At 66.8% G+C, this 15,883-nt stretch carries 15 protein-coding genes; 8 read left to right on the top strand and 7 right to left on the bottom strand.

Annotation, left to right across the window (positions count from 1 at the left end):
• Positions 1-93 precede the first annotated feature (93 nt).
• The 3 genes from JGU66_03945 to JGU66_03935 all read left to right on the top strand — a co-directional run bounded on the left by JGU66_03945 (position 94) and on the right by JGU66_03935 (position 3,645).
• Complete coding sequence (locus JGU66_03945; protein ID MBJ6759901.1) at positions 94-759, top strand: response regulator transcription factor; 666 nt, start codon at positions 94-96, stop codon at positions 757-759.
• On the top strand, positions 756-2,105 hold the full coding sequence (locus tag JGU66_03940; protein MBJ6759900.1) for a HAMP domain-containing protein: 1,350 nt from the start codon (positions 756-758) through the stop codon (positions 2,103-2,105). Before JGU66_03945 ends, JGU66_03940 begins: the two co-directional genes overlap by 4 nt.
• 64 nt (positions 2,106-2,169) lie before the next feature.
• The gene (locus JGU66_03935; GenBank protein ID MBJ6759899.1) at positions 2,170-3,645 is read left to right on the top strand and encodes an alpha/beta hydrolase; all 1,476 of its coding nucleotides are present in this window, start codon (positions 2,170-2,172) and stop codon (positions 3,643-3,645) included.
• Between the two features lie 43 nt (positions 3,646-3,688).
• Here the strand turns inward: JGU66_03935 and JGU66_03930 are convergent, their stop codons facing one another.
• From JGU66_03930 to JGU66_03920, 3 genes are all read right to left on the bottom strand, one after another.
• Complete coding sequence (locus JGU66_03930) at positions 3,689-4,567, bottom strand: aldo/keto reductase (GenBank protein MBJ6759898.1); 879 nt, start codon at positions 4,565-4,567, stop codon at positions 3,689-3,691.
• A gap of 119 nt (positions 4,568-4,686) precedes the next feature.
• Positions 4,687-6,474, bottom strand: a complete 1,788-nt coding sequence (locus tag JGU66_03925) for a hypothetical protein (GenBank protein MBJ6759897.1) — start codon at positions 6,472-6,474, stop codon at positions 4,687-4,689.
• Positions 6,475-6,494: 20 nt separating this feature from the next.
• Positions 6,495-7,148, bottom strand: coding sequence for a peptidoglycan-binding protein (locus JGU66_03920; protein MBJ6759896.1), 654 nt, complete (start codon positions 7,146-7,148; stop codon positions 6,495-6,497).
• A gap of 136 nt (positions 7,149-7,284) precedes the next feature.
• On the opposite strand from JGU66_03920, the gene JGU66_03915 reads away from it, so the two are divergent.
• On the top strand, positions 7,285-7,857 hold the full coding sequence (locus JGU66_03915; GenBank protein MBJ6759895.1) for a YqgE/AlgH family protein: 573 nt from the start codon (positions 7,285-7,287) through the stop codon (positions 7,855-7,857).
• A gap of 76 nt (positions 7,858-7,933) precedes the next feature.
• Here JGU66_03915 and JGU66_03910 read toward each other — a convergent pair whose 3' ends face one another.
• On the bottom strand, positions 7,934-9,655 hold the full coding sequence (locus tag JGU66_03910; GenBank protein MBJ6759894.1) for a serine hydrolase: 1,722 nt from the start codon (positions 9,653-9,655) through the stop codon (positions 7,934-7,936).
• A 230-nt stretch (positions 9,656-9,885) separates the two neighbouring features.
• On the opposite strand from JGU66_03910, the gene JGU66_03905 reads away from it, so the two are divergent.
• On the top strand, positions 9,886-10,059 hold the full coding sequence (locus JGU66_03905; GenBank protein ID MBJ6759893.1) for a hypothetical protein: 174 nt from the start codon (positions 9,886-9,888) through the stop codon (positions 10,057-10,059).
• A gap of 114 nt (positions 10,060-10,173) precedes the next feature.
• Positions 10,174-10,491, top strand: a complete 318-nt coding sequence (locus JGU66_03900; protein ID MBJ6759892.1) for a hypothetical protein — start codon at positions 10,174-10,176, stop codon at positions 10,489-10,491.
• 51 nt (positions 10,492-10,542) lie between these two features.
• On the opposite strand, the gene JGU66_03895 is transcribed toward JGU66_03900, so the two are convergent.
• Together JGU66_03895 and JGU66_03890 are read right to left on the bottom strand one after the other, a co-directional pair.
• Entirely contained in the window at positions 10,543-10,962 is a 420-nt protein-coding gene (locus JGU66_03895; protein ID MBJ6759891.1) for a VOC family protein, read from the bottom strand.
• Positions 10,963-11,037: 75 nt separating this feature from the next.
• A complete protein-coding gene (locus JGU66_03890; GenBank protein MBJ6759890.1) occupies positions 11,038-12,012 on the bottom strand; it encodes a sigma-70 family RNA polymerase sigma factor in 975 nt (324 codons plus the stop codon).
• Between the two features lie 134 nt (positions 12,013-12,146).
• Here JGU66_03890 and JGU66_03885 point away from each other — a divergent pair, with 134 nt between their 5' ends.
• Both JGU66_03885 and JGU66_03880 read left to right on the top strand, forming a co-directional pair.
• The gene (locus tag JGU66_03885) at positions 12,147-12,962 is read left to right on the top strand and encodes an RNA polymerase sigma factor (protein ID MBJ6759889.1); all 816 of its coding nucleotides are present in this window, start codon (positions 12,147-12,149) and stop codon (positions 12,960-12,962) included.
• Between the two features lie 13 nt (positions 12,963-12,975).
• Positions 12,976-13,863, top strand: a complete 888-nt coding sequence (locus JGU66_03880; GenBank protein ID MBJ6759888.1) for a haloalkane dehalogenase — start codon at positions 12,976-12,978, stop codon at positions 13,861-13,863.
• Position 13,864: 1 nt separating this feature from the next.
• Here the strand turns inward: JGU66_03880 and JGU66_03875 are convergent, their stop codons facing one another.
• Complete coding sequence (locus JGU66_03875) at positions 13,865-15,706, bottom strand: DUF2075 domain-containing protein (GenBank protein MBJ6759887.1); 1,842 nt, start codon at positions 15,704-15,706, stop codon at positions 13,865-13,867.
• Positions 15,707-15,883: the final 177 nt, after the last annotated feature.

Here is a 15,883-nt window from a genome sequence, read left to right as displayed (position 1 = left end):
TTCTCACTGGGACGAAGCGGGACGAACCCGGGCGGCTCTGGGCGGACGCGGCCAGGCCGCTTCGGTGGCCGCCACGTGTCGAGGAGCGTGTTCGTGCACATTCTCGTGGTGGAGGACGACCGCATGCTCGCGAGCGCCGCGCTTGCCGGCCTGCGTGAGCACGGGCACTCGTGCGAATGGGTGGAGGACCTCGAGCAGGCGCGTCCTCTGCTCCTCGACCATCGCTTCACGGCCGTGCTGCTCGACCTCGGTCTCCCCGATGGCTCGGGACTCGACCTCTTGTCCTTTCTGCGCAAGCGGTACGACTCCACCCCCGTGCTCATCGTCACGGCCCGAGACCAACTGAGCCATCGCATCCGCGGACTCGACGCGGGCGCGGACGACTACATCGTGAAGCCGTTCCAGCTCGCGGAGCTTGAAGCGCGCCTGCGCGCCGTGGTGCGACGCGCTCAGGGGCGCGTCTCTCCCCTCCTGGGATACGGTCAAATCACCGTAGACCCCGAGCGACGCACGGTCTCGCGCGCCGGCTTGCCGGTCGCAGTGAGTGCGCATGAGTTCCGGATGCTCAAGGCGCTGCTGGAACGCAAGGGACGGGTCCTGTCGCGTGGCCAGCTCGAGGACGAGGTCTACGAAGGCACTGGAGGCAAGGACAGCAACACCATCGCGGTCTACGTGCATCAGCTCCGGAGGAAGCTGGGGGAGGGGCTCATCGAGACGGTGCACGGGTTGGGCTACCGGATCGGAAACGGGGACGCGTGAAGTCGCTCCGGCTGAGGATGCTCGCCGCGATGCTGGGGATGGTCCTCGGCCTCTGGTGCGCGGGCGCCGCTCTCGTCTTCCATCAAGTGTGGCGCGGTGAAGCGATGTGGGACGAGTTTCCGCCGCGCGAGGCGGCACAGCAGGTCCTCGCGCGCGTTCAACGGAGCGTCGACGCTGGCATCCGGGTCGAGCGCGCGAACATTGAACTCCCGCGCTGGTTCCTCGGCGAGTATCAGGTGTGGTCCCACGGACACCTCGTCCTGCGGTCCGCGGGTGCTCCTACGGTCGCGCTCAAGTCCGACCTCTTGGAGGGGGGCGGGCGCAGCCGCATCGGTGACGAGGTCTGGTGGACGTATGCGCTCTCCGACGGGACGCGCGGGCTGCAGGTCCAGGTCGGTCGGCTCCACCCTGGCGTGGAGCATGACCTCCGCATGCTCTCCCGGACGGGGTTCCTGCTCTCGCTCGTGGTCCTCGCTGCCTGGACGTGCGCCACGTGGGCCGTGGTGCGTTGGTCACTGCGCCCGGTGGGCGCGTTGCATGAGTCGCTCTCGCGAAGAGCGCCACTCGACACCCGGCCGGTTCCGAGCGCGGACCTTCCGGGCGAAGTGCGCCCGTTGGTCGACGCATTCAACGCGCTGCTGAAGCGGCTCGAACATTCGTTGGAGGCCGAGCGGCGATTCCTCGCCGACGCGGCCCACGAGCTGCGTACCCCGTTGGCCGCGCTCACCTTGCAGGCCCAGGTCGCGCTGAAGGCGGAGGATGCCAACGCGCGGAAGGCCGCCCTGCGTGAACTCGACGCGGGCGTGGCACGCAGCGCCCGGCTGGCGGAACAGCTCCTCGACTCCTCCCGACTCGGCGCCTTGCACGAGGCCTCGGCGCGTGAGCGGGTCGACCTCTCGATGCTGGTGCGCGTCGTGGCGCGAGATGTCGAAGTCCTCGTGGAGGAGAATCGGCAGACGCTCACGCTCGACCTCGAACCGGCGCTCATTGACGGACACGTCGACGCGCTGGGGGTGCTCATCCGCAACCTCCTCGACAACGCCCTCCGATACTCCGGGGGGCACGGACGGATTCACATCGCATGTCATCCCGTCGATGACTGCCGTGCGGTCCTGCTCGGGATTCGCGATGACGGGCCCGGAGTCCCCGCTGACGAGCGGGGGAGAATCTTCGAGCGCTTCTATCGGGTCCGTGGCAATGCGCGGCGCGGCACCGGCATCGGGCTGTCGCTCGTGGCACGGATTGCGCAATTGCAGGGCGCCACCCTCACCGTCCACGAGGGGCTCGAGGCGCGGGGGCTCGGAATCACCCTGCGCTTTCCCGGGGCGCGCTTCATCAATTCCTAAAGCGCATCCGGCATCTCTGTTGGGACGTCGCGGACTCGCGGCGTTCCTGACCTTGGAGATGCCCTTGGCTCGCGGCCACAATCTCACGCTGCTGCTCCTCTGCTCGTCCATCCTGGTCGCTCCCGCTTGCGGTGAGCGGGGCGTCGATTCGCGCACGCGATTGACCTTCGGCCCCTGCGCGGTCTCGATTCCCGACGCATCCGCCATCTGCGGCACGCTCTCGGTGCCGGAGAACCGGGCGAAGGCGAACAGCCGCAGCATCGGCCTGCCGTTCGTCATCCTTCCCGCCCGGACCGCGGAGCCAAAGCCAGACCCCATCGCGCTCTATTCCGGTGGACCCGGTCCGAGCGCGCTGGAGGTCGTCGCCAGCATCCCCCATCTCCCCGAGTTCTCCTTGCGGCAGGAGCGAGACGTGGTCGTCCTCAACCAGCGCGGTTCGCGAAATACGACGCCCGAGGATCTCGACTGCCCCGAACTCGCTCGCGACGTCGCCGGAGGGGCGGGATTCAAGACGATGGACGAGATGCTGGCGGCGGTGACCGCGTGCCACGACCGGGTGACCGCGTCCGGCGCGGACCTCGCGGGCTACGACAGCACGCACAACGCGCGGGACATGGAGGAGCTCCGCATCCTCCTGGGGCGTGAGCGTGGCTTCTCGAAGTGGAACATCGTGGGTTCATCGTATGGCTCGCGCCTGGCGCTCGTTTCGATGCGGGACGCTCCAGAGGGCATCCGCGCCGTCGTGCTCGACTCGCCAGCCCCCGTGCAGGCGCCCACGTTCTACGAGGCCAATACGCTGGAGGTCCTCACGGAAGTGATCGCGGCCTGTGGCCGGCAGCCTTCGTGCGCGAAAGCGTACCCGGACCTGCGCACCCGCTTCGCCAACGCCCTCCTCGCGCTCGAGGATGCCCCCGTGCAACTCGGCGACCATCGCATCACCGGTCATGACGTGTTGATCATGATGGGGAGGTCCCTCGGCGGAGACGTGTACCGCGACCTCCCGCGTTTCATGGACCTGATCGCGCGCGGCGACCTCTCCACCGCGGCGACCCTCTTGCCCATCTACATCTCGCTCGACTTCCACCCGAATGCGCGGGGCATGCACCTGTCCGTCATGTGCCGGGACGAGGGTGGGCATCCCATCGACACCCGGGCGCTGCCCCTCCTGGGGGAGGGCTGGCCGGACCGGCTCCGGCGCATCGATGCCTTCTATTCCGCTCATGCCGACCGTCATGCCTGCCCGACGTGGACGGCGGGTCAACCGCCGGAGCCGCATGCGGGAGAGCCGGTCCGGAGCGCGCTGCCCGCGCTCATCACCGTGGGGCAGTTCGATTCACGGACGCCGGTCGCGAACGCGCAGGCGCTGCTCGGAGACCTTCCGCGCGCGAAGCACGTCGTGTTCCCGGGCCGCGGCCACGGCATGCTCGAATATGAGCCGTGCATGCATCAGATGGCCGTGGCCTTCCTGGATCAGCCGGACGGCGAGCTGGATACCTCGTGCGTCGAGCCGCTGCCGCAGGAGGCGTTCACCGTCGAGTGAACGCCCGTCGTCTACGACCGCGAAGCGGGCTGGAGCGCGCGACTCAGCCAGCGCGGGCCTGGGCATCCACCGCGGCCAGCTCGTCCTGGTTCAGCTTCAGCGTGGCGCCCTGAAGGTTCTCCTCCAGGTGCTTCACGGACGAGGTGCCAGGAATGGGCAGCATCACCGGCGAGCGCGCCAGGAGCCACGCGAGCGCAATCTGCGCCGGGGTGGCGTTGTGCTTGCGAGCAACCGAGTCCAGCGTGCTCCCCGGCTTGGCCAGCCCACCCGTCGCGAGCGGGAACCAAGGGATGAAACCCAGGTTCTCCTTCTCGCAGTAGTCGAGCACTGTCTCGTGCACGCGGTCGGTGAGGTTGTAGCGGTTCTGCACCGACACGATGTCCACCACCTTGCGAGCGCGCTGAATCTCCTCCACCGACACCTCGGAGAGCCCGATGTGGCGAATCTTCCCCTCCTTCTGGAGGGCCTTCAGCTCGCCCAGGGACTCCTCCATGGGGACCTTCGGGTCGATGCGATGCAATTGATAGAGGTCGATGCGCTCCCGCTTCAGCCGGCGCAGGGACATCTCCAATTCCTGACGCAGGTACTTGGGTGCGCCCACCGGGAACCACTGATTGGGCCCCGTGCGCACCAGCCCCGCCTTGGTCGCGATGACGACGCCTGGCGCGTAGGGGTGGAGCGCCTCCGCAATGATTTCCTCGCTGACATAGGGACCGTAGGAGTCCGCGGTGTCGATGAAGTCCACGCCCAGCTCCAGGGAGCGGCGCAGCACGCGCACGGCCTCGGCTCGGTCCTTGGGCGGACCCCAGATGCCCGGGCCGGTGAGCTGCATGGCGCCATAACCCAGACGATGGATGGGAAGGTCTCCGCCCAGCTTGAAGGTGCCACTCTGCTCAGCGGGGCGAGTCGCGGTGCCAGTCATGCGGTGAATCCTCCTGAATGGAAGGTGGTGTCCTCCAGGATGTGCTGGAGGGCCCACCGGCACACGAGGATTCGAGCGCCTCGGCGCTCACCCGGACAAGGCCCCAGTGGACGAGAGCCTCAGCCGCGCTTCAGGCGCGTGTCGAGTTGCTTCTTCAAGGCCTCCTTCACGGGCGGGTAGAGGTCCTGTCGGCTGACGGAGTGGGACACCCGCATCAAGTAGTCCAGGCTCCCATAGGGTGGATCGACCTTTGGTTGATCCACCTGGATCCCGCCCGCGCTCCGCTCGCTGACGATGACGAAGTAGCTCTCCAGGTGGTTCACCAGGTCGATGATGATGCGCAGGCCGGGGGACTTCGTCTTGCTCGCATAGCTGGCCAGCGAGGAGGCCCAGTCCGCGGCCGAGGCCCACTTCTGCACGAGCAGCCGCAGCGGCTCCACCTGCGCGAGCAAGGTGAAGAGCAGGTCGCGCAGGTCGCGAGGATTGCGCAGCGCGGGTGCCACGGCGTAGCGCTTCTCGATTCCCTCCAGCCGCGAGATGAACCGGCCGAACTCGACGTCCTTGTGCCGGTGGCTGTACGCATCCTCCTTGGTGACATCCACCTGGGTGATGGCCGTGGCGAACTTGGTGGCCTTGAGCTGCGCGGCGGGAGAGGTGACCGTGTTGTCGAACTCCGCGACCTGCTCCTCGAGCATCGAGCCGATGAGCGCCCACAGCGGACCGTTCAAGGTCTTCCGGTCCACCCCGATGAGCCGCACGAGCGGCTGCAGGAAGTCGGTGAGGTGCAGGTCATCGAAGAGGCCGCCCACGGGGTACTCGCCCTTCTTGCGCCGGGCGCGGAGCGCCTTCTCCGTGGGGTCGATGCCCTTCTCCACGGTCTTCAGCTCCGCGAGGAAGCGCGCCAGGAGCGAGTCGCTCAGCACCTTGCGCTCATGGGTGAGCTTGCCCTTCAGCTCCGTGGCGACGGGGAACTGCAGGGGCGTGTTGAACTGGCGCAGCAGTCCCTTCACCGCGTCGAACACCTTGCGGAGCTGGGCGATCGCGGCAAGGGACTCATCATAGAGATGTTCCGCCTTCACCTTGTCCATCAGCAGGTGCAGGTCGATGTGCCAGGTCCGGTCATCCTTGTCCACGACCCGAGTGGACTGCAGCGCGGCCGTCAGCTTGGCCGTGTCGAAGTGGAGCGCGTGCACTTCCTTCATGAGCGCGTCCGAGTTGCCCTTCTGGCGAAGGACGTCGTGCAACGGCATGAGCGAGAAGTCCGCGACGACGCGCTGGGTGAGGTCGTATTTGCAGAAGACGTTGGTGATGTGGCACGCGTCGCTGAACGCGCCCGTCTTCACCTGATGCATCTTCGTGAAGAAGGGCGTGGACAGATAGGTGATGCTGCGAATCTTCCACTTCTTCGGCCACTCCTTCGACGTGGCGGCCCGCTCGGTGAAGGCGTTGATGACATTGCCGCCGTGCGAGTGACCGATGAGATGGATGGAGACCTCGCGGTTGAGGAAGGCCGCGTAGTATGGCTTCTCACCGCCGCCGCCGCAGAGGCGATCCGCCAGGTACTTGCCCGCGATGGTCCGGTTGTCTGGGTTGTTGTCCCCGCTCCACCCATGCATCGTGAAGAGGTGCAGGTTCGTGTAGTCCTTGCGCAGGGCATCGAGCGCCGCGCGGAAGGGACGGTTGTCCTGCCAGTACCAGTTGGGGTCGTGGGCGCTGGTCGCGAGCTTCGGGTCATGGAAGCTGGCCGAGCGCGCGGCGGTGTCCATGTTGCCGGGGTCGACGGTGCCGCCCACCAGCACGATGATGTTGGGCACGTCGCGGACGACGAGCTTGTTCGCGCTGTTGAGTGCGACGCGCACCTTCTGCTTGGACTCGGAGTCAGGGGGCTGGGAGGTAGTGGGCGCCATGGGCATTCTCGAAAAGGGGTTCAGCAGCCGTGCTCGCGCTCCAGCCGGGCGCGCGTCTGGGGGCCGAGCGCTTCCTGTTCCTCCAGGCCATGGGCCTGTTGGAAGGCGCGCAGCATCTGCTCCGTGAGTGGATCCTCCGCGGCGCTGGGGTCTCCGCTGTCGAAGCCCAGGTTGTTGAGCCGCGCCCGCGCGCCCGCGACGTCATCGGAGGGCGTCAGGTGGCTCAGCTCCAGCGTCCACTCCATCGACTCCTGCTCGGTGAGCCACACGGTGAGGGTGGCCTCCTCGGCGTCCACGGGGACGGGCGTCTCCAGCCAGCCCTCGCCATCGGTCTGGCCCTCCACGGGCTGCGCTCCCTCGATGTCGAGGTGATAGCGCGCGCGCGCCAGGGGACGGGCGTCGGGGCCGTCATCGTGGAGCTGGAGCTTGAGGGTGGTCTGCGCCTTCTTCAGCGTGAAGGTGTGTTGCTTGCCCGTGCCGGCCTTGACCTCGGCCGGTGCGGCGTCGGGGATGTGCAGCGTGTCCCCGGGCAGGATGACGAAGGGGTTGGGCCGGCGCTGCTTGAAGGCGGCGTTCTCGGGCGCGTCGTAGAGGGCCTTCCAGTCGGGCAGGCCGTACTTCCGAGCGATGCGCATCAAGTGCTCTCCCGCCTTCACCGTGTGCTTGCGCGGCATGGTCCCCCGTCCTGGCGTGGCGCTGCACCCGCAGTGTACACAGAAATACAGCGAGACTGTGAGACTGGCGGCGGGCGAAACGGGCTGGGGTGGGGGCGCAATCACAGGCGTGAGACGGGAGTGACCCGGCAGGTGCGTGGCTCGCGTTACAGTCGCGGGCATGGAGGTCCGTGCGCGCGGGAAGCTGTGGCTGTTGTCGCTGGTGGGCGTCGTGCTGCTCGGTGCCCTCCCGCGTTGGCGTGACGGACTGCGTGACGCGGGGCTCTCGACACGCGAGCCCGCGCCGGGGCTCCTGCTGGTGGCGAGACCGGGCGCGGTGGATCGCAACTTCGATGGGACGGTGGTGTTGCTGCTCGAGGCGGGCGCTGAAGGGGCGTGGGGGCTCGTGCTCAATCGCCCGCGCACGCCGGGGGAGGGGCCCTTGCCGGACGGCGTGGCGCGTTGGGGCGGTCCCGTGCAGCCGGAGCGGCGGTTCACCCTGACTCGGGTGGGCTCAGGCGAAGGGCTCGCGGGGCTGCGCTGGGAGGAAGGGGAGGGGACGCCGCAGGGAAGCGCGGTGCTGCGCTTCACGGGGCATGCGTCCTGGGGCCCCGGTCAACTCGAGCGTGAGCTGCGCGGTGGAGGCTGGTGGCTGACGCGCGGCGATGCAGCACGCGCCTTCCTGCCGCCCGGAACGCAGTGGGCCGAGTGCGCAGCGCCCTTCTTGTGACCGGGGCGCAGCCATCGCGCTTCGTGGCCGCCTGGGCAGACGCGTGCGTCCCGGGTGTCGTGGGGACTCTTCAGGCTCACCCGGGCTTGACGGCCGCGAGGATGTACCGAGGCAACAGCTCCTCGCGGAACTTCCTCCAGAGGGAGACGTGATTGTAATTGGCCGCGGTGAACATGACGACGAGGTCCAACTCGGGGACCACCATCACCAATTGTCCTCCATTCCCGCTGGCCTCGTATTCGGCGTACGTGTGGTCGCCCACGCGCAACGCGTGTCTCCACCAGGCGTATCCGTAGGTTCGGCCATCCGGCAGGGTGGACTGCTGCGCGGTGGAGCGCTCCACCCAACGCTGGCTCACGACGCGCCGCCCGTTCCACATCCCGCCTGACAGATAGAGCTGGCCGAGCTTCAGCGCGTCGCGCGGGCGCATGAAGATGCCTCCGCCCAGGTATTGCTCTCCGTCGGGCATCAGGTCGAGGTGGTAGTCGCGCATCTGGAGCGGCGTGGCGATGGCTTGGTGGAAGAACTCCGGGAGCCACGTGCGGGTGGTGTTGCGCAGGATGCCGCCCAGCAGGTTGATGTTCGCCGAGCAGTAGACGCCGCGCTTCCCGGGCTCTGCCACCATGGGCAGGTCCAACGTGTAGCGGTACCAGTCCGGCACGTCGTCATCGAGGCGGTCCTCGTTCCCCGGCGAGGCCGGGTCATCGTCGTCGCATGCCAGGCCCGTGGACATGGACATCACATTCGCGACGGTGAGCCGGCGCTTGCGCGCATCCAGGTTCGCCACCTTCCCTTTGTACTCGGGGAACAGCGCGAGCACTGGGGTGTCCACGGTGAAGGGCGCGCCCCGGTCCAGGGCAATGCCTATCATCACGGAGGCGTAGCTCTTCGCCGCGGACCGCAAGTCGTGCGGGCGCTCCTTGTCGAAGCCTTGGAAGTACTCTTCGACCACGAGTTTCCCGTGGCGCGCGATGAGCAGTCCTTGAATGGCGGGCGCGGCCTCAGGGCCCGGCTCCTGGTCGAGGATGCGCTGCACGAGCTGTCGAACGGGCTCGGCCTCCATCCCCGCCGCGTCGAGCGAGGTCGTCGCCCAACCATCGTCCTCCGCGAGCGGGGGTTGATACACATACGGGCCTGTCTCGGGCGTGCGCGCGTAGAGCCCCACGGCCTGGTCCCGGTCGCGCCGCGTGAACTCAAAGGTCTCCTCCATCGCGGGGAGGCGCAGGGACAGCCGCGCGGACTTCGCGTCATACGTTCCTTCGAGGTGGAGGCCGCCGCCCTTGGCGCTGAGGCGGACGGCATCGCCCTGGAGCTCGACGCGGAAGGACTGCTTGCCGCCGAGGTTGCGCTCCGGATTGCGGAGGAACGCCTCCACCGTGTCGTCCTGCTGTTTGCGAACGACCAGGTACAGCGAGAAGCGATCCTCCAGGGGCGCGACCTCGCCGCGCCAGACGCCCGGCTGAAGCGGTGTCAGCGTCACGGGGGTGGCGAACTTCATGCCGCTCATGCGGACGCGCGGTTGGATCCAGTGGCTGGTGATGCGCTGCCCGGCTTCCGGTACGGGACCTCTCAGCTCTCCTTGTCCACCCGGGAGGGTGACGCGGAGCTTCCCGCCCTCCACGCGCGCGGGGACGTCGAACCCCGCGATGCGCGCACGCCATGCGCCTTCATGACTCACGAGCGTCAGTTCGCCTCGAACCTGGGGACCGAGGAGCCTCTCGCTGCCCCAGGTCCCCACGAGCACTTCCGCGGAGGTGGGCGCCGTGGGCGCCGCGAGCACGAGCCACGGCACCAGCATCAGCAGACTCGCCACGACGCCTCCCGCTCTCGCCCACGTTGAGCGGAGGTGAACCCAGCCTCGCGAAGCAGCTCCCATGCGGAGAGACTCTCTCATGCCGCACGGTCTGCGGGGGCTTTCGCGCAGTGTTCGCTCCCCGAATTCCACGATTATGAGTGTGAACGCCGAGCCATACCCTGCCGGCACCCTGGAGGCCCGGCGGCTTTCAGGCAGCCCCTCGGGAGTGGCTCATGATCTCTGCTCGCAATGGCTTCCTGGCGTCGTCCCTGGTGCTTGTGTTCGCCGCGTCGTCGGCGCTTGCCTATGACGTGAACAAGGACATCAAGAACACGGGCCCCACCGCCTATGACATCGCCGTGGTCCTGGCGGGGGCGGAGACGGTGACGTCGACATTCAATGGCTAGAAGTCGACGACCCATCCCTACTACGGATATTTCAATGCGCCGTTCAAGGGCGCGGCGGGGAGCGACACGCTGATCCACTGGCAGGGCTTCCACGGGCCGAATGGGAGCGCCATCGTGAATGGCCGCACCATCCACGTGGGATGGAATACCCAGGACCACTCCAGCAGCATCAAGTCGATGTATTGGACGGCCCAGACGGCGCTGGCGAACCTGACCGCGGCCAACACCGCGCTCATGTCGAGCATGCGCCTGCTGTCGTCGTCGGGGTTCACCCTCCAGCGCGGCGGCACCCTGGACGTGTCGATTCCCGAGTCCGTGCCCGAGGGCTCGTGGGTCATCCTCTCGTACGCGGTGACGGGGACCAACGGCTCGGCGGAGTCGGTGGACTTCGTGCAGGCCCAGGCGCTGAGCCAGGGCGTCAGCGCGGAGTAGTCCACGTTCCAGTCGGCGGAGGCGCATGTCCTCCGCCGACAGGCGTCACGCTCAGTGGGGCATGGCGCTCATGTCCATGTAGAAGACCTCCCAGTGGTGCCCGTCGAGGTCGTAGAAGCTCCAGCCGTACATGAAACCGTGGTCCTGCGGCTCGGCGGCATGCGAGCCGCCCGCGGCGATGGCGGTCTTCACCATCGAGTCGACCTCGGCGCGGCTCGAACAGGACAGGGCGAACAGGCCCTCGGTCGCCTTGCGCGTGTCGCAGATGTCCTTCTTGGTGAAGTCCTTGAAGCGCTTCTCCACGAGGAGCATCACGTAGGCCTCCTCGCTGAGAATCATGCACGTCGAGTTGTCGTCGCTGAAGCGCGGGTTGAACTGGAAGCCCAGCTTGGTGAAGAACGCGTTGGTGGCCTTCAGGTCCTTCACGGGGAGGTTGATGAAGACCTTGCGGGGAGTGTTCGTCGTGGCCATGGAATGCTCCAGAAAATGGGTTCTTCTTTATGACTCCACGGGCCGCCGAAAATCATCGGTGCCCGTGCAGAAAAATCAGGGTCCGGCTTTTTCGGGAGGCAGGAAGGCTGGTAGGCCAAACCGCGGGAACAGCTTCGGGGTGTCCCGGAAGTAGTTCAGTCCGATGATGCGGTCGCCCTGAATCTCCAGCACCGTGAGAGACCAGGGCGTGAACGTTCCGCCAGGGCCTCCGGCTCGATACTGGCCGAAGGCGGGCGCGCCGCTCGCGGTCGTGGCGACCAGCCGAGAGCCTCGGCAGCCCGCGCCGCGCCCCACCAGCCAGTCGCGGATGTCCTTGGCGCCTCGGAGCCAGAGGGAGTTGGGCGGCATGGACATGCTCACCTCGTGGTGCAGCAGCGCGGTGAGGGCCTCCATGTCATAGCGCTCGAAGGCGTCCACGTAGCTTTGCACCAGGGAGGCCTGGACCTCCGACAGCGGGGTGCGGGGACTGAGGTCGCGCGTCGTCAGGGTGGCGCGGGCTCGCTGGAGCGCGCTGTTGACGGCGGCCACGGTCATGTCGAGTGCCTCCGCGACCTCCGCGGCGGACCATTCCAGCACTTCCGTGAGCAACAGCACCGCCCGTTGCCGGGGTGGGAGATGTTGGAGCGCGGCCACGAAGGCCAGCCGGATGCTCTGGCGCATCATCACCAGCTCCGCGGGCGTGGACTGCGTGGGCAGCACCAGGGCGTCCGGGACGGGCTCCACCCAGTGTGAGTCCGGGAGCGTGGTGAGGACCGCGTCCTGGGGCACGGCGGGCGCTCCCATTTCGGTGGGGCGTGCCCGGCGCGAGTTCTCGTGCATTGCGTCCAGGCACACGTTGGTGGCGATGCGGTACAGCCACGCGCGCGGGCTCGCGCGGCCCTCGAACTGGTCGCGGTGGCGGAGCGCGCGAATGAAGGTCTCCTGGACGGCGTCCTCTGCCTCGGTGATGGAGCCCAGCATCCGGTAGCAGTGGCCGGTGAGCGCGGTGCGGTGCTCCTCCAGGTCGAGTTCCACCGAGGGTCCAGGCATCGAGGGCGAGTCAGCCATGGACCGGGCTCTACCAGAGTTCCCGAGGGCCGCCCGCGCGAAAGGGCCGACCTGGCGCGGACGTGACGATTCCCGGTCACAGCTCCGTGAGGCGGGCGGTCTAATCCTCCGAACCCATGACGAACACCTTGTCGGACGTGACGAACGAGCTGGTGGCCCGAGCCTCCGAGGGCGATGCACGCGCGGTCGAGGCGATCATCCAGGCGCTCGAACGCCCCCTCTTCAACGTGGCCTTTCGGATGCTCCTGGATCGCCAGGACGCGGAGGACGCGACGCAAGAGGCGCTGATCCGCATCGTGACGCGGCTGGCCCAGTTTCGCGGTGAGTCACGCTTCTCCACGTGGGCCTGGCGCATCGCGGTCCGAAGGATTCTGGACTTCCGAGCGCAGCGGGCCGCCTCGGCGCGCGGCACCTTCGAGGCCTTCGCGGAGGACCTCACGGAGGGGCTGGATGTGGACGCGGTCGAGCGCACCGAGGACGCCATCCTCCATCAGCAGCTCAAGCTGCGCTGTGGCCGGGCGATGCTCCAGTGTCTGGATGGAGACCACCGCATCGCCTTCGTGCTGGGCGAGCTGCTCGAGTTCTCCTCTTCGGACGCCGCCGAGATTCTCGACATCGAGCCCGCCACGTTCCGCAAGCGACTCAGTCGGGCGCGCTCCGCGCTCAGCGCGTTCTTGAATCGCCACTGTGGCATCGCCAACCCCACGGCGGCCTGTGCGTGTCACCGAAGGCTGGGCCGTGCGCAGGAGCTGGGCCGGGTCGATGGCTCCGAGCCCGCGAGCCCCGAGGGCTCCGTGGCGGCCCTGCGTACCCAGATGACGACGCTCTCCGAGCTCCGGCGCGTCACGGCTTTCTACCGAAGCGAACCCGAGTCCACGGGCCGGACCGATTTCGTCGCGACGCTGCGCACGATGCTCGGCTCCATTCATTGACCCAGGAAGAACCATGACCTCTATCTCCGCTGAATTTCCTTTCACGCACCGCTTCGTCGAGGTGCACGGCTCCCGCATGGCGTATGTCGATGAAGGGCAGGGTGACCCCATCCTGTTCCTGCACGGCAACCCCACGTCCTCCTATCTCTGGCGCAATGTGATTCCGCACCTGCGGGGCTTGGGGCGCTGCATCGCGCCGGACCTCATCGGGATGGGGGCCTCGGACAAGCCCGAGCTGGGGTATCGATTCGCGGACCATGCGCGGTATTTGGATGGGTTCATCTCCGCGTTGGGATTGAACCGCATCACGCTGGTGGTCCATGACTGGGGTTCGGCGCTCGGATTGGATTGGGCCATGCGCCATTCGGAGCGCATCCGGGGCGTGGCCTTCATGGAGGCGTTCTTGTCGCCGCTCTCGTCGTGGGAGCAGTTCCCGGAGCGCGCGCGAGGTTTGTTCCAGCGCTTCCGCGAACCGGGTGTGGGCGAGGAGCTGGTACTCGACCAGAACATCTTCGTGGAGCAGGTGTTGCCGGGCTCCGTGGTGAGAGGGCTGACGCCAGCCGAAATGGCGCACTACCGAGCGCCGTTCCCAGACCGAGTCTCACGCAAGCCGACCCTGGCCTGGCCGCGCGAGATTCCCGTCGCGGGACAGCCCGCGGACGTCGCGGAGGTCGTGGTGCGATATCGAGACGCGCTCTGTCGCTCACCGCTCCCCAAGTTGTTGTTCGCCGTCGAGCCGGGAGTGCTCGTGCCGCCTCCGCTGGTGACGTGGTGCCGCGAGAACATGCCGCACCTGGAAGTCATCGAGCTGGGGCGCGGCCTGCACTTCATCCAGGAAGATCACCCGCACGCGATCGGTCAGGGAATCGCGGAATGGATGCGAAGGCTGCCTGCGCTGTGACTCAGATGCGCTCACAGCCGGCTTGGTGCAGTGTGTCCGCGATGCGGTCGAACTCGGCTGGGACTCGGGTGGGGTCCTCCGGTTCTCCCTCTGGCACGTAGATGATGAGCCCGGCGCGTGCCCGCGTCAGGAGGACGCGGTAACTGTTGAGGCGAAATTGTCTGCGAGACTCGTCGCGGACGATTTTCCACTTCGGCGCGCTCATTTGCCGTGCCTGCCACGACGCATTGGTCCAGAGCAGGTCGCCGCCCCAACAGATGCCGGCATAGTCAAGTTCGAGCCCCTGGCAGCCGAACTCGCTGAGCGGGGACTCCAGTGCGCCAGAACTGCGATAGTCCGTGTGCGGCTTCAGGAACCAGTGGCCAATGGCATCCAGTTCTTTGGATATAGGCGGAGGCGGAATCCCCTCCGCGATGAGGCGAACTCCGCCCGAGCTGGCAAGGAGACCCACCGTCCTGCCTCCTCGACGATATCTCCGGAGCCAGTTCTTGGCTGTTTGGAGATTGCGCGTCAGAAGGGCGGGTGGGGCTGCCATCGCTGCGGTCGCCTGGCGAGCTTGGTTCAGATTCCCGTCAAGCAGACTCGCCACCCACTTGCCGTGGTGTTCGTTGCGGTAGGAACGAATCGAGTTGGTGAGATGGAGTCGAGGCTCCGTGTCGACCTGGATTCCATGGGACGGGTGTGCTCCGAACAGCCCCGTCCCGGAGACGTCGGGTCCCCCAGTAAGGGCTTGCGGGGCCGCCAGAATGTGCCACTTCCGGCCTGTGGCGGCGGCGCGAAGGAGTGTTTCTCCCCAGAGGGAGAGGCCCTGTTCACCGCGATTGATCTCCTGCCCTGGCCCAACGAGGCACACGAGAAGGGCCCAGTCGAGCCGCTCAAGAATGGAGAGGAAAATCTCTGGCTCAGAGTCGGGTCGTTCCAGGAGCTTCTGCCCAATGGTCGCATCCCAAGCTCGCTGTGCTTCATCGAAGACAACGATGTGCTCCGGAGGGGCGGCGCCAGTGGTGTGCTGTTTGAGGTAGCCGAGAAGATTCTGAATCGCGGCTTGTGCCTGTGGCCGTGTCTTGGTTTTTGGCGTGCGCGTTCGGGCAGACGCATCTTCGGCCAGGGCCTCGGTCAGAACATGAACAAGAGGAGGATTCCCAGAGAGCAAGGCTGCTGGGCTGTCATCAAGGCGAGTTGTGAGTGCAAGGTCGAGTCCGATGAGGGTTTTCCCCGCACCGGGGGCGCCCGTGACAAAGCAGATGATCTTCTCTCGGTTCTGTTGTGCCCGATGTGCTGTCGCCTTGAGGAACTCGATGGCGTCCGAGATGGCTTGAGTGGCGGCATCGCTTCTGCCGATATCCGCGAGGGTGTGCCCGGCATAGATTGCGCGGGCCGCCTCGATGATGGTTGGCGTGGGCCGATAGGGCGACGCCTCGAACTCTTCCCATGAGAGCAGATTGGGACCGGGAGGCAGCTGTCTCAGGGCCTCATGCAGGTTGCTCGCGTTGGTTTCAACGACATTGGCAACCTGGTCGTGAAGCACCATCGTGATTGGTCGCGTCGGACCGTTCTCGGCGCAGAGAATGGGAACAATGGGGCGAGTCTGCGAGGCCGCGTGAAAGTCGCGCAGTGCATGCGCATAGCCCTCAAGTTGTTGCCAGTCAGCCGCCTCGTAATGCTTTGCGCCAATTTTGAACTCAATGACGCCCACCGTCCCTGCCGCAAGGAGGATGGCGTCCATGCGTTTGCCGAGGCGATACAGCGAGAACTCCAGCAGGATTCCCCAGGAAGTGCATGCGGGGCCCAGGTGCTGAAGCGCCGCACGGAGGATGTCAATCTCGCGTCCCCAGGCGTGCACTTGCTCTGCTTCGGCTGCGGCGTGGTGGGCAACATGCTTCCGGGTCAGCAGCCCGATGAGTTCATCGGGTTGTGTCTGAAGGAAGTCTGAAATCGTTGCTGCGTAGAACGCACGAGACGGCGACTGGAGAGCGAGCTTCAGAATGAACTCCCGTGGCTTTCGCCATGGACTTAGCAG

Source organism: Myxococcaceae bacterium JPH2 (assembly GCA_016458225.1).
Classification (GTDB): domain Bacteria; phylum Myxococcota; class Myxococcia; order Myxococcales; family Myxococcaceae; genus Citreicoccus.
Note: the sequence above shows the minus strand (reverse complement) of the source record. Positions and strands in the feature narration are given on the sequence as shown.